11 protein-coding genes are annotated in these 13,318 nt (G+C 42.6%); 1 reads left to right on the top strand and 10 read right to left on the bottom strand.

Features of this window, described 5'->3' with window-relative positions:
• Positions 1–5 precede the first annotated feature (5 nt).
• The 8 genes from BAE31_RS09715 to zapA form a co-directional block, all read right to left on the bottom strand.
• On the bottom strand, positions 6–590 hold the full coding sequence (locus BAE31_RS09715) for a TetR/AcrR family transcriptional regulator (protein ID WP_024423221.1): 585 nt from the start codon (positions 588–590) through the stop codon (positions 6–8).
• A gap of 168 nt (positions 591–758) precedes the next feature.
• Positions 759–2,477 (bottom strand): AMP-binding protein, encoded by a 1,719-nt coding sequence (locus BAE31_RS09710; protein WP_041107177.1) that lies wholly within the window; start codon positions 2,475–2,477, stop codon positions 759–761.
• Positions 2,478–2,576: 99 nt separating this feature from the next.
• Positions 2,577–3,032 (bottom strand): immunity 63 family protein, encoded by a 456-nt coding sequence (locus BAE31_RS09705; RefSeq protein WP_076840457.1) that lies wholly within the window; start codon positions 3,030–3,032, stop codon positions 2,577–2,579.
• Between the two features lie 162 nt (positions 3,033–3,194).
• Positions 3,195–3,599 carry a DUF350 domain-containing protein gene (locus BAE31_RS09700; RefSeq protein WP_007501637.1) on the bottom strand — a complete coding sequence of 135 codons (405 nt, stop codon included), beginning with the start codon at positions 3,597–3,599 and terminating at the stop codon, positions 3,195–3,197.
• A 14-nt stretch (positions 3,600–3,613) separates the two neighbouring features.
• The gene (locus tag BAE31_RS09695; RefSeq protein ID WP_076840456.1) at positions 3,614–5,971 is read right to left on the bottom strand and encodes an endonuclease MutS2; all 2,358 of its coding nucleotides are present in this window, start codon (positions 5,969–5,971) and stop codon (positions 3,614–3,616) included.
• A 21-nt stretch (positions 5,972–5,992) separates the two neighbouring features.
• Entirely contained in the window at positions 5,993–7,705 is a 1,713-nt protein-coding gene (gene polX, locus BAE31_RS09690; protein WP_076840319.1) for a DNA polymerase/3'-5' exonuclease PolX, read from the bottom strand.
• A gap of 114 nt (positions 7,706–7,819) precedes the next feature.
• Positions 7,820–8,353 (bottom strand): CvpA family protein, encoded by a 534-nt coding sequence (locus tag BAE31_RS09685; RefSeq protein ID WP_076840318.1) that lies wholly within the window; start codon positions 8,351–8,353, stop codon positions 7,820–7,822.
• Between the two features lie 7 nt (positions 8,354–8,360).
• Entirely contained in the window at positions 8,361–8,618 is a 258-nt protein-coding gene (zapA, locus tag BAE31_RS09680) for a cell division protein ZapA (protein WP_012010831.1), read from the bottom strand.
• Positions 8,619–8,752: 134 nt separating this feature from the next.
• Here zapA and rnhC point away from each other — a divergent pair, with 134 nt between their 5' ends.
• A complete protein-coding gene (gene rnhC, locus BAE31_RS09675; protein WP_076840317.1) occupies positions 8,753–9,676 on the top strand; it encodes a ribonuclease HIII in 924 nt (307 codons plus the stop codon).
• A gap of 37 nt (positions 9,677–9,713) precedes the next feature.
• On the opposite strand, the gene pheT is transcribed toward rnhC, so the two are convergent.
• Together pheT and pheS are read right to left on the bottom strand one after the other, a co-directional pair.
• Positions 9,714–12,128, bottom strand: a complete 2,415-nt coding sequence (gene pheT / locus BAE31_RS09670; protein WP_076840316.1) for a phenylalanine--tRNA ligase subunit beta — start codon at positions 12,126–12,128, stop codon at positions 9,714–9,716.
• A gap of 15 nt (positions 12,129–12,143) precedes the next feature.
• Positions 12,144–13,178 (bottom strand): phenylalanine--tRNA ligase subunit alpha, encoded by a 1,035-nt coding sequence (gene pheS, locus BAE31_RS09665; protein ID WP_076840315.1) that lies wholly within the window; start codon positions 13,176–13,178, stop codon positions 12,144–12,146.
• Positions 13,179–13,318 lie beyond the last annotated feature (140 nt).

The following is a 13,318-nucleotide window of genomic DNA, read 5'->3' as shown; positions in this document are numbered from 1 at the left end:
TGTCTTTAGGATTGATGTATTCCGTTTAACAGTAGATCATGTACATTTTCTGCGAGTGCAGGCAGATCATACTTTTGATCATTCATGACCCATGTTGTTGCGGTTTCATCAATCGTCCCAAATACCATTTGTCTCGCTAAGCGGACATCTAAATTTTGTCTAAATTCTCCTGTTTTCTTTCCTTCTGTTAAAATCGACTCGAGCATATTTAAATACCCTTTTAGCACCTCATTGATTTTTTGCCGCAACTCAAGGTTTGACTGCCTGAGTTCAAGCTGTGTCACAAGAGCCAAATGATGATTTTGCGCCAGCATGCGAAAATGCTCCTCAATCAACAGTAGAAGCTTTTCTTTGGCAGATGGCTTCTTTTGGATATCTGTTTCCATTCGTTCGATGAATTGTCCCATTTTTTCTTTGAACAATGAGATGAGAATATCCTCTTTGTTTTTGAAATAAAGATAAATGGTTCCGTCTGCCACCCCTGCTTGTTTCGCAATCTTTGAAACTTGTGATTGATGATAGCCGTTCTCCGCAATCACCACAACTGCTGCATCAATAATTTGCATGTACTTCGGTCTTTTCTGCTTCAATGTGCTTCGTCCCTTTCTAAATTGAATGAGCATTCATTCATAACTTTATGTTAAAAAGAAACGGGTGATTTGTCAAGAGATCTTCTTCTTTCTTTTCAACCTTTATCATACCAGAGCAGACTGTTATCATTCAAATCATCCGGCCGCTCGACCGGATGATGAAGGTCGTTATTTCTTCAATTGATCGACAGGTGTCTCAGATGATGAAGCTTGCTTTCTTTTTTCTTCTTCAATTAATACTCTGCGTAAAATTTTTCCGACAGCCGTTTTAGGCAGTGATTCTTTAAATTCATACACGCGCGGTACTTTAAATGAAGCAATTCTCGTTCTGACAAAGCGATCGAGTTCATCCTCTGTTAAATAAGCATCCTTTTTCGGCACAACAAACGCTTTTACTGTTTCTCCTCTATAAGGATCTGGTATACCTGCGACAACGACTTCTTGTACAAGCTCATGTTCATATAGGGCTTCTTCGACCTCTCTTGGGTAAATATTATAACCGCTCGCAATAATGACATCTTTTTTCCGGTCAACGATATAGAAAAAACCGTCCTCATCCATATACCCAATATCTCCGGTGAAAAACCATCCATCCCTTAATACAGCTGCTGTCTCCTCTGGCTGATTCCAGTAGCCTTTCATAATTTGCGGCCCTTTGACGATAATTTCTCCGTGCTCATACGGCTCTTTAAGGCCACCTGTTTCCTCGCAATAAATACCTGCGTCTGTCCCAGGCCACGGACAGCCAATGCTGCCTGTTTTGTTCGCTCCCCACAAAAAGTTAGAATGGGTCACTGGCGAAGTTTCTGAAAGACCATACCCCTCCACTAAACGCCCTCCTGTTAATTTCTCAAAGCTTTGTTTGACTTCAACAGGAAGAGCCGCAGAGCCGCTTAAACATGCAGTGATGGACGACAGGTCATACTTTTCAATGTTCGGATGATGCAGCAAGGCGATATACATGGTGGGTGCACCTGGAAAGAGCGTCGGTTTCTGTTTTTCAATCGTTTTGAGGGTATCAGCTGCGTCAAATCGCGGAAGGAGAATCATTGAATGCCCTTCTTTGACAGCAAGGTTTAATACGGTCGTCATTCCGTATACATGAAAAAACGGAATGATGCCAAGGATTCGTTCTTTTCCTCTTGTCGTTTTATACATCCAAGAAGCGCACATTTCAGTATTCGCTAAAATATTTTCATGCGTCAGCATGACCCCTTTTGGTAAACCAGTCGTTCCGCCTGTATATTGCAAAACAGCGACATCCTCTTTCGGTTCAAAGGCAAGCGCCGGAATCTGTTCTCCTGACGATTCTTTCATAATTTGTGAGAAGTGATGAATGGTCTCACTTTTCTCTACTTGGATGACCATTTTATTTTTTCTTTTTTGGACGATAGGAAACAGAATGTTTTTCGGAAATGGTAAATAATCCTGTAGTTTGGTGATGATCAAGTGCTCCATACTTGTCAGCGCTTTCATTTTATAGGCCTTTGGATACAATAAATCCAGTGTAATCAGCACTTTTGAGCCGCTGTCCTCCATTTGATATGCCAGTTCTTTCTCCGTATAAAGCGGGTTCGTTTGAACAACGATGCCGCCTGCAATTAAAACAGCATAATAAGAAATGACGGATTGAGGACAGTTTGGCAGCATGATCGCTACTCTGTCGCCTTTTTTCACGCCAATTTTCATCAGGTGACCAGCTAGTTTCAATGCTTCTTCCTGGAGCTGTTCATAGGTGATGTTTTTTCCTAGAAAATGAATGGCTGTATGCTCAGGTGCAGCCTCTGCGGAGCTGAATAAGTAAGATTGTAACGTCTCATTTGGGATGGTGAGTTCGTGGGGAATTTGATTCGGGTAATGCAGAAGCCAACGTTTATCTGACTGCATAAAAACCCTCCTTCCTGAACTTTCGTACTATTTTATTATAGCAAACTTTTCCTTAAGGCAGTTTGCTTTTTTCAAATAGAGCTTGGTTCCATGACATCTTTATTTCTGCGCTGGTGTTTCGATTGATGCTCTTTTTCCTTCATGATGCCACTGTTCATATAAACCACCAATTGCACGGAATGACTCATTTACTCTCTCCACGATCTGTTGATGGATACTCGGGTCATTAGGTAAATGCGTCTGGATGTTGTCGACTTGATATTGCCTCATCATGTCTATGTAGACTGTAAGAAAGATCGTGTCTTCTAAAATCCAGTAAATGACTTCATCTGCCACTTTTGTTCTTTTGTGCAGCATTTGGATTCCTCGTTCATATTGAATGAGAATATAGCCACTCGGATCGATTTGAATATAAGGGCTCAAATCATCAAAAAATCCAGTCGTTTGAAATGGACGTGCAATATACGGTTCATATATGTCTCTTGGCAGGGAAGTCATTTGAAGACAAGTATCAATACGCTTTATGAGTTCGTCTTTTTGCAGAATTTTCTTCATGTGATTCGCCGCCTTCGGGTGAGATAAAAGCTGCCAAGGAATCCCTGACAGCTTTCTCACTTTGTCTTCTTCATTTCACAGGAACATGTAAACGGCACCAATGACCGCAAAAGTGCAGGCAACTACGATTAATACTTTTGCTAGCTTTTCCATGTCGTCTCCTTAAATGCCGGCTGCTACTACGTAAGACAGCCCAACTGAAATAATGAGTGAAATAAACCCGACCGCTCTATTATCATTCTCAATCTCTTTGTCTACTTTAAATCGTGGTGTTAAAAATTCAAAAATGAAATAGCTGACAAGCAGCATCACAAAGCCGTATACGCCCCATCCAACCATTTGTAGAAGGGAATTGTGCTGTGCGATTGAATGCTGAAACACATTCGCAATCCCGAAAATCTTTCCGCCTGTTGCCATGGCAACAGCTAAGTTCCCACGCTGGATCTCTTCCCAGTTTTTATAGGAGGTAACGAGTTCAAAAATGGTTAGAAATAAGACAAGACATAGGACGGCCACGCTGTAATAGGCGGCAATTTCCACAAGTTCATTTTCCCAAAAGGCTTTCATGCGTTTTCTCCTTTTTACTTTAATTCGACGATGGTAACGCCTGATCCTCCCTCGCCTTGTTCCCCAAAACGAGCATTTTTCACACTTCGGTGCTGTTTCAGTAATTCCTGAACCCCTTTTCTAAGGGCGCCAGTTCCTTTTCCGTGAACGATTGACACTCGCGGATAACCAGCTAAGACAGCATCATCTAAATATTTCTCGACTCTGCTTAAGGCATTTTCATAACGCTCGCCCCTTAAGTCAAGCTCAAGCGATACATGATAGTCTTTTCCTTTGACTGCCGTAATGGCTTTCTCCTGCTTAAATTCAGGTGCTGATTTGATAAATTCCATATCTTTTTCTTTTACTTTCATTTTCAGAATGCCCATTTGGACACTCCATTCTTTGTCACCTGTTTGTTCAAGCAGCGTTCCTTTTTGCCCGAAGGTGAGCACTTTCACTTCGTCGCCTGATTTTAGCTGTCTTGCTGCTTTTTTCACCGGCTCTGGCTTTTTCTTCCGGTCAAACTCAGGGACTGCTTCTTCAAGACGCTTTCTCGCATCGATGAGTTCATGCTCTTTGAATGATCGATGCTCATTTTTTATCGACCGAAGCTCTTGAATGATGTCTTCTGCTTCTTTTGAGGCTTGTTCAATTTTTTCTGCTGCTTTTTTTTCAGCTTCTTCAAGCAGTTTGTCCTTTTGCTCATTCCATTCAAGAATTTGTCTCTGCAATTCTTTATGAAGCTTTTCTGCTTCTTTTCTATAGATTTCTGTCTCATGCAGCTCTTCTTCTGCTTGTTTCTTGCTGTCTTCTAATGAAGCAATCATTTGGTCTACTTCATTATGTTCGGCATGCATATCCGCTTTTGCCCGGTCAATGAGGTGATCTGGCAAACCAAGACGTTTAGAAATTTCAAATGCATTACTTCGTCCGGGCACACCGATGAGCAAGCGGTACGTTGGTGATAAGGTTTCAATGTCAAACTCCACGCTCGCATTTGTGACACCTTCTCGGTTATATCCGTAAGCCTTCAGCTCAGGATAGTGAGTCGTTGCGATGACGCGTGCATTTGTTTGATGCACTTCATCTAAGATACTCATGGCCAGCGCGGCACCTTCTGCAGGGTCTGTTCCTGCCCCTAATTCATCAAATAACACGAGTGAGTTAGATGTCAAATTCTTTAAGATATCTACAATATTGACCATATGAGATGAGAACGTACTCAAGCTTTGCTCAATGGACTGTTCATCTCCAATATCAGCAAAGACTTGGTCGAATACAGCCACTTCCGAGCCTTCTTCAACTGGAATATGAAGGCCTGCCTGCGTCATCAGCGTAAGAAGACCAAGCGTTTTCAAGGTAACTGTCTTCCCCCCTGTATTTGGGCCAGTAATAACGATGGTTGAAAAATCTTTGCCGAGCTCAATGTCATTTGCCACAACCTGATCCCTAGGCAATAGAGGATGTCTTGCCCGCTTTAAATAAATCTCCCCTTGATCGTTCACAGCAGGCTTTGTGGCTTTTTCTGCCTTTGCATATTTGGCTTTAGCAAAAATAAAATCTAGCGTCTGAAGCTCCTTTACATTGTGAAGCAGTTCCTCAATGTGCTCTGACACGCTCGCTGTCAGCATTTGCAATATCTTTTCGACTTCTTGTTTTTCTTTTAAACGGGTTTGCTGCAAGGTGTTATTTAAATCCACGACCACTTGCGGCTCGATAAATAGGGTTGCTCCTGATGATGACTGATCGTGAACAATTCCGCCGTAATTCGAGCGGTACTCCTGCTTTACTGGAATCACGAACCGGTCATTACGAATGGTAACAATCGTGTCTGACAGCATTTTCGAAGCAGATTGTGAGCGAATCATGGATTCTAATTTATCACGAACTTTTGATTCTAATGAACGTAATTGCGTACGTATTGTTCGTAGCGCCGGAGTTGCGTGATCAAGCACTTCTCCATTATCACCGATACAGCTTTCGATTTCTTTTCTGACTTCAGGCAGCAAAATCAGCGTCTCTGCATAAGCATGAAGGCGCGGTATATCTACACCATCTTCATACAGTGACGTGAGAAAGTGCTTCATATTTTTCGCAGTATATAATAGCGCTGCAATTTCCATGAGCTCAGATGGGCTTAATGTACTGCCGATTTCTGCCCGTTTGACCCCGCGTCTAATATCCGTCAGCCCGCCAAATGGCGCCGATCCCTTTAAACGGATGACATCCTGTGCTTCTGCTACCTCTTCCAGCAAATGCTGAATGGTTTCAATATCCGTCAGCGGCGTTAAATCCTGCGCTCTTTCTTTTCCTAATGAGGATGCGGTATAGGACATGACTTTTTCTTTTACTTTATGAAATTCTAATGATGCTAACACTTTTTGTTGCAGCATGGTCCAGCCTCCTAACGACTACCTGTCACGCGTTAAAAACTTTTTGATCTCGTTTAGAGAAAAAGTATTCACGACATTTGCTTTTGGTGTCCAGCCTTTTCTTGCAGCTGTTACACCAACTTCCATATGATCCAGCATGGTGATATTGTGTGCATCTGTATTGATCATGATGTTTACACCTGCTTCGTTTGCTTTCATTAAATGCTCTGTTTTCAAATCAAGTCTTGACGGGTTGCTGTTGAGCTCTAGTGCAGTTCCCGTTTTCTTCGCAAGCTCTATGAGCTGATCTATATTTAAGGCATAGCCGTCCCGTCTGCCGATCAAACGGCCTGTTGGATGTGCAATTAAATCCACATGCTGATTCCGCAGGGCATTTTCAAGGCGCTCCATAATGACTTCTTCCGGCTGAGAAAAGCTAGAATGGATAGACGCAATGACAAAATCCATGTCTGCTAAAAAGTCATCATCATAATCTAATGATCCATCCGGGAGAATATCCATTTCGACCCCTTTGAAAATGTGAAAATGCTCGAATTCTTGATTCAGCTTGTCAATTTCTTTTGCTTGCAGACGTAAACGTTCTTTTGTTAAACCGTTTGCTACTTTTAAATATTGCGAGTGGTCTGTAATCGCCATGTATTCATAGCCTTTTGCGATACATGCCTCTGCCATTTCGCGAATAGAAAATGCGCCGTCACTCCATGTCGAGTGCATATGAAGGTCGCCTTTGATATCTTTTAACTCTACAAATTGCATACTTTCTTTATACGTATCAATCTCCGCTCCGGTTTCACGAATTTCTGGCGGAATGAGCGGAAGTTCAAAGTGCGCATAAAAAGCGGCCTCGTCTTCAAACGTTTTGACTTCTCCAGTTTCAATTGTTTCCACACCATATTCACTAATACGCTCTCCGCGTTCCTTCGCAAGCTGGCGCATACGAATATTGTGATCTTTTGAGCCGGTGAAATGATGCAGCGTTGTGGCAAATTGGTCTGTTGTCACAAGCCGGAAGTCTACACTGATCTCAAAATCAAGGGCAAGAATGACAGATACCTTCGTATCACCGCTTGCGATGACGTCTTTGACATCATCAAGTGCAACAAGCTGCTCTCTGACTTGTTCAGGATTGTCAGTCGCAATGATATAATCTAAATCTTTGACGGTTTCCCGTGCACGTCTTAGACTGCCAGCTCTAGAAAAACGAAGAATACCCTTCATCTGTTCTAGCGCATGATCAATCCGCTCTGCCACATCTAATGCAAAGCCAATTGGCAGTCGTTCTGGCTGCTTTCCGGCCTCCTCAAGAGCAGCGAGAATCTTTTCTTCTGTTTTTTTACCGAAGCCAGCAAGCGCTTGTACTTTTTCCGCTTCACATGCTTCCTTTAACGACTGTGCATCATGGACACCAAGCTCTTGGTAAAGTTTAGCAATCTTCTTCCCGCCAAGCCCTTGTAATTTTAAGAGCGGGACAAGTCCTTCAGGCACTTCCTTTTTTAATTGTTCAAGTGTTTCTGATTGTCCTTTTTCGATATACTCTGTGATCACAGCAAAGGTTCCTTTTCCAATGCCGGGTAATGCTAATAGATCATCTATTTGAGAAAGGCTGCGGTCGTCTTGTTCCAGTGCCGCTGCTGCTTTACGAAAGGCAGAAATTTTAAAAGGATTATCTCCTTTTAGTTCCATATATACTGCAATTGTTTCAAGAAGTTTGATAATATCTTTTTTATTCATCTCTCATCCTCCAGCCGCTTTGGCATCTTCCTATATAAATATACAAACTTTCCCTTCATCCTACAACTTTCTGTCATGGAATGAGAAAAAACTTCTCCAGGAAAGGAGAAGTTTTTAAACTCCATACGTCGACCATAGGTCTTTGACAAGACCGGACAGGTAAGGGGTGTTGTTTACGATCACATCTGCTAACATTGATTTGCTCATCATTGTTTGCAGCGCATCTACTGGAAGTAATGCAGCGACAAACAATAGAATAAACACAAATAAATAGGTTTCAAGAAATCCTAAAACACCGCCAAGCAGTTTGTTCACCTGTTTAATCACAGGTATACTTGCAATGGTTGTGAGCAATCCGCCAATGATGGCGAGCAGGATTTTGGTCAAGATAAACAGAATGATAAACGCAATGGTATTATAATAAGCTGTTTCTAGATTCCCGCTAAAGAAAGCGAGCTGCGGTTGACCGCCGCTAAAATTAGGTGCCGGAATCCACTTAAGCTGTGGTGCAAGTGACTGATAAAACATAGAAGCCACTAATATAGAAACAACAAAGCTGATCAATTTAATAAATTGAAGAATAAACCCGCGTTTTAGACCGACAAGCGTTCCCATAAGAAGCAAAAACAAAATGATGATATCGATCACGGTAATTTCATTCCTTTTCTTTTAGCTGAATCTCTAATTTTTCGTATTGCTCTTTTAATTTCAAGTAGTCGTGGACGACATTGACTGCTGTCAGTACAGCTAATTTGTTTATATCAAGGTATGGATTTTTTTCATTTATTTCTCTCATTTTATCATCAACAATTGACGCAACATGCCGCATATGCATCTTCGTTTCTTGACCGATGATCGTATAGGACTGTCCGTATATCTCAACTGTTGTTTTCGTTTTACCGCCGTCAGACAACGTTTCTCCTCCATTCCACGAGAATCCTAGTCTCTATCATAACATGTTTAGACATTGAATGGAAAGACGAGCCCTTACCTGTTATGGTACACTTTAGAAATCAATGATATCAAGGTAAAAAGGAGTTATCCACTGTGCCCCAATCCGTTTTAAAAGCAACATCAGAAGACCTCAAAAAAATGAAGAGCGCGTATGCGCACCATTTAACAGACACTTTGCCGCCAGGCGCCCTCTTTCAAGCAAAAGTCCCTGGCTGTACGATTACAGCTTATCGATCTGGAAAAGTGCTCTTTCAAGGACAAAAGGCAGAAGCTGAAGCCAGTCAATTCAGCCATTTACAAGCAGCTGATACGAAAAGTCAAAAATCACCTGCTGTCACAAAATACAGTCCGCCGCCTGGCATTGCTTCCATGTCGGTCGTCGGTTCAGATGAAGTAGGTACAGGTGATTATTTCGGACCGATCACAGTCTGTGCGGCCTATGTTGATGCCAGCCAGCTTGCTTTAATGAAAGAGCTTGGCGTAAAAGACTCAAAAGGATTAAAGGACCCGCAAATTATCAACATTGCCAAGGATCTCATCAAAACCATTCCGTTCAGCCTTCTCGTTCTCCGAAATGAAAAGTACAATACGATGCAGGAAAAGGGCATGAGTCAAGGAAAAATGAAGGCACTTCTTCATAACCAAGTCATCACCTCTGTGCTAGAAAAACTGGAAGGACAGCAGCCTGAAGCCATTTTGATTGACCAATTTGCAGAACCAGGCATTTATTTCAAGCATCTTGCCGGGAAAAAAATCATTCGGGAACGGACGTATTTTAGTACAAAAGCAGAAGGCATCCATTTGTCAGTCGCTGCAGCTTCCATTATCGCAAGGTACGCCTTTTTAATTGAAATGGACAAATTATCACAGGCTGCAGGCTTTGACATCCCAAAAGGGGCCGGTCCTCATGTAGATAAGGCCGCCGCCAAGCTCATCAAGCTGCATGGTGAAGATGCTTTACGTCAATTTACAAAGCTGCATTTTGCCAACACACAAAAAGCGAAAAAAATGCTATAAAAAAAGCTAGAGCCCATGAGGCCCTAGCTTTTTTCCTTTAACCGCGTAAGACGGCTTGATACGTATCTTCTAGTGCTTTTAAAACTTTTGTGTGAACAGCGGTGACTTCTTCCTCGGTCAACGTTTGTTCAGGGTTTAAATATTGAAGAGAGAATGCAACAGATTTTTTGCCTTCTTCCATATGTTCCCCTTCGTACACATCAAATACAGATAGGTCTGTGAGTAGATGACCGCCTGCTTCATAGATGACACGCTCCAGCTGTCCGCTTGAGATATGCTGATCGACAACAAGTGCGATATCTCTTGTCACAGCAGGGAATCTCGGAATCGCTGTATATTTCATATCCTTCGTTTCAGATGTCATCACATCTGTTAAATCAAACTCGAAGACATACGTTTCTTTTAAATCCAATTCTTTTTCAACGACTGGATGCAGTGCGGCAACAAAGCCAATGACTTGACCATTTAAGTGAACATCTGCTGTTCGCCCTGGGTGAAGACCCTCACGCTCTGCTTGAACATATGTGATTTGGTCTGACACACCAAGCTTTTCAAACAATCCTTCAGCAATTCCTTTCGCTACATAAAAATCGACGGCTTTTTTCTCGCCCTGCCAAAGATTTTTATGCCATAAGCCTGTCAGCGCACCAGCGACATGTTCTTTTTCCACTGGCTTTGCCCCTTCAGCTTCTGCTAAGAAAACAGAGCCCGTTTCATAAAATCCAAATGAATCAGCTTGTCTTGCCAAGTTATATGCTACAGAATCAAGTAAGTTTGGCAGAAGACTTTGTCTTAACACACTGCGTTCCTCACTCATTGGCAGAGAAAGTCTCGTTTCATAAGCTGGATGCAGGGCAAAAGCTGTGGACTTATGCTGATTTGTCAATGAATACGTAATCGCTTGAGAAAGTCCTGCGCCCTCTAAGAAACGTCTTACCTTTCTGCGCTTTACTTGGTATGGGGTGAGACCGCCAACAGTGCCGGCTGTCGCAGGCAGTGTAGATGGAATATTATCGTAGCCGTATAATCTTGCGACTTCTTCAATGAGGTCTTCTTCAATCGTAATATCCATTCTGCGAGAAGGAACTGTTACGACAAGAACATCATTTGATTCGCCCACTGTAAAGCCTAATTTGTTGAAAATCTGAATCATATCTTCTTTTGAAATGCTCATTCCAAGCACCTTGTTCACACGCTCAGTTGATACGTGGATGACATTCATACTTGCTTCAAGGTGATTTTCCTCAACTGTACCGCTTAGCACTTCACCGCCTGCATACATGCTGATCAATTGAGCTGCTCTTTCTGCTGCCGGTTTCGTACGCTGCGGATCGAGGCCTTTTTCAAATCGTGTGCTTGATTCACTGCGAAGCCCTAAGTCTCTAGATGCTTGACGGACTGTTTGACCGTTGAAATATGCCGCTTCTAAAAGAATCGTCGTCGTCTCATCCCGTACCTCTGATTCGAAGCCGCCCATGACGCCTGCTACCGCGTGCGCTTTCGTTCCATTCGTGATGACAAGATGCTTTGATGACAATGTACGCTCTTGCTCATCGAGTGTTTGAATGATTTCGCTGTCAGACGCTTTACGAACGACCACCTGCTTTGAACCAAAGCGGTCATAATCAAAGGCATGAAGCGGCTGGCCGTATTCAAGCAGTACAAAGTTTGTAATATCCACAACGTTGTTAATTGGACGGATGCCTGCATTCATCAATCTTGTTTGCATCCAAAGCGGTGCTGGTCCAACCTTTACATTTTTAATGATCTTTGCTGCATAAAGTGGATTCGCTTCTTGATCCTCAATTTTAACAGAAATATAGTCTGCTGCTTTTTCGGAAGAAGTGTCATGTGCTGTATCAGGAAGCTTGATATCTCTTCCTAAAATGGCGGCAACCTCATAAGCCACACCCAGCATATTCAGGGCATCGGCACGGTTTGGTGTTAAGCCAAGCTCAAGTACCGCATCATCTAATTGAAGTGCTTGAAGAGCATCATCCCCTGGTTTCACGTCATTCGGAAAAACAAAAATCCCTTCTGCATATTCCTTTGGTACGAGCTTGCTCTCTACGCCTAATTCTTGCAGAGAACAAATCATGCCATGAGACTCTTCACCGCGCAGTTTTGCTTTTTTAATTTTAAAGTTGCCAGGAAGGACTGCGCCAACCGTTGCGACGGCCACATACTGTCCTTTCTCCACATTCGGAGCCCCGCAAATAATTTGCACCGGTGCGTCTTCGCCGATATCAACAAGACATTTGTTTAATTTATCCGCATTCGGATGCTGTTCACGTTCAATGACGTGTCCAACGACAACTCCTTTGATGCCTTCGCCTTTATATTCAACGGCTTCCACTTCAATTCCGCTTCTTGTGATTTTTTCTGCTAATTCAGCCGGCTTGATGCCTTCTAAATCGACATAGTCTTCTAACCATTTATATGAAACAAACATGTTGATTTCCTCCTCTTAGTCCTGCTTGAATTGCTTTGTGAATCTAATGTCATTTGTGTAGAAATGGCGAATATCATCAATGCCGTATTTCAGCATCGCGATCCGTTCCACACCCATTCCAAAAGCAAAGCCTTGGTAAGTCTCTGGATCAAATCCGCTCATTTTCAGGACATTCGGATGAACCATTCCTGCACCTAAAATCTCAATCCAGCCTGTTCCTTTACATACAGAGCAGCCCTTCCCGCCGCATTTAAAGCAAGACACATCGACTTCGACAGATGGTTCTGTGAAAGGGAAAAAGCTTGGACGCAGTCTAATTTCACGATCTTCCCCAAACATTTTTCTTGCGACTGTCTCCAGCGTTCCTTTTAGATCACTCATGCTAATATTGTGATCGACGACAAGCCCTTCAATTTGCATAAATTGATGTGAATGAGTCGCGTCATCACTGTCACGTCTATATACTTTACCAGGACAGACGATCTTCACAGGACCTTGTCCTTTATATTTCTCAAGTGTACGTGCTTGTACTGGTGATGTTTGTGTTCTCATCAGTGTATCTTCGGTAATATAGAAGCTGTCCTGCATATCACGTGCCGGATGCTCCTTTGGGAGATTCAATGCTTCAAAGTTATAATAATCCGTTTCCACTTCAGGACCTTCCTCAACGGTGTAGCCCATTCCGATAAATAAATCTTCAATATCTTCGACAACTATCGTTAATGGATGTCTTGCCCCCATTTTGATTGGACTTGCCGGCAAAGTAACATCGATCGTTTGAGAAGCAAGTTTTTTCTTCACTTCTTCTTTTTCCAGCTGTTCATTTTTTTCAGCAATGGCACTAGCAATCTGCTCTCTTACTTCGTTTGCAAGTGCACCCATTTTCGGTCTTTCTTCTGCGGAGAGCTTGCCCATTCCGCGAAGTACTTCTGTAATCGGTCCTTTTTTCCCTAAGTATTGAACACGAATGTCATTGACCTCTTTGAGCGAGCTAGCTGCTTCAACCTTCGCTATCGCCTCTGTTTCAAGCTGTTTTAACGTTTCTTGCATGAGTGTGATCCTCCTTTTGATATACAAAACCGCTCGGATAAACGGCTGTTTGGTCGTTTGAAGACAATAAAAAAACTCGTTCCTCCATAAAAGAAGGGACGAGTTGTGGTCGCGGTACCACCCTTGTTAAGCACAAATGC

It is taken from the genome of Bacillus sp. I-2 (assembly GCF_001974945.1).
Lineage (GTDB): Bacteria > Bacillota > Bacilli > Bacillales > Bacillaceae > Bacillus > Bacillus safensis.
Note: the sequence above shows the minus strand (reverse complement) of the source record. Positions and strands in the feature narration are given on the sequence as shown.

Coding starts and splice junctions, on each gene's coding strand:
- BAE31_RS09700 (WP_007501637.1), bottom strand. CDS start 3,599: ATGAAAGCCTTTTGGGAAAATGAACTTGTGGAAATTGCCGCCTATTAC.
- pheT (WP_076840316.1), bottom strand. CDS start 12,128: ATGTTTGTTTCATATAAATGGTTAGAAGACTATGTCGATTTAGAAGGC.
- BAE31_RS09710 (WP_041107177.1), bottom strand. CDS start 2,477: ATGCAGTCAGATAAACGTTGGCTTCTGCATTACCCGAATCAAATTCCC.
- pheS (WP_076840315.1), bottom strand. CDS start 13,178: ATGCAAGAAACGTTAAAACAGCTTGAAACAGAGGCGATAGCGAAGGTT.
- polX (WP_076840319.1), bottom strand. CDS start 7,705: ATGAATAAAAAAGATATTATCAAACTTCTTGAAACAATTGCAGTATAT.
- BAE31_RS09705 (WP_076840457.1), bottom strand. CDS start 3,032: ATGAAGAAAATTCTGCAAAAAGACGAACTCATAAAGCGTATTGATACT.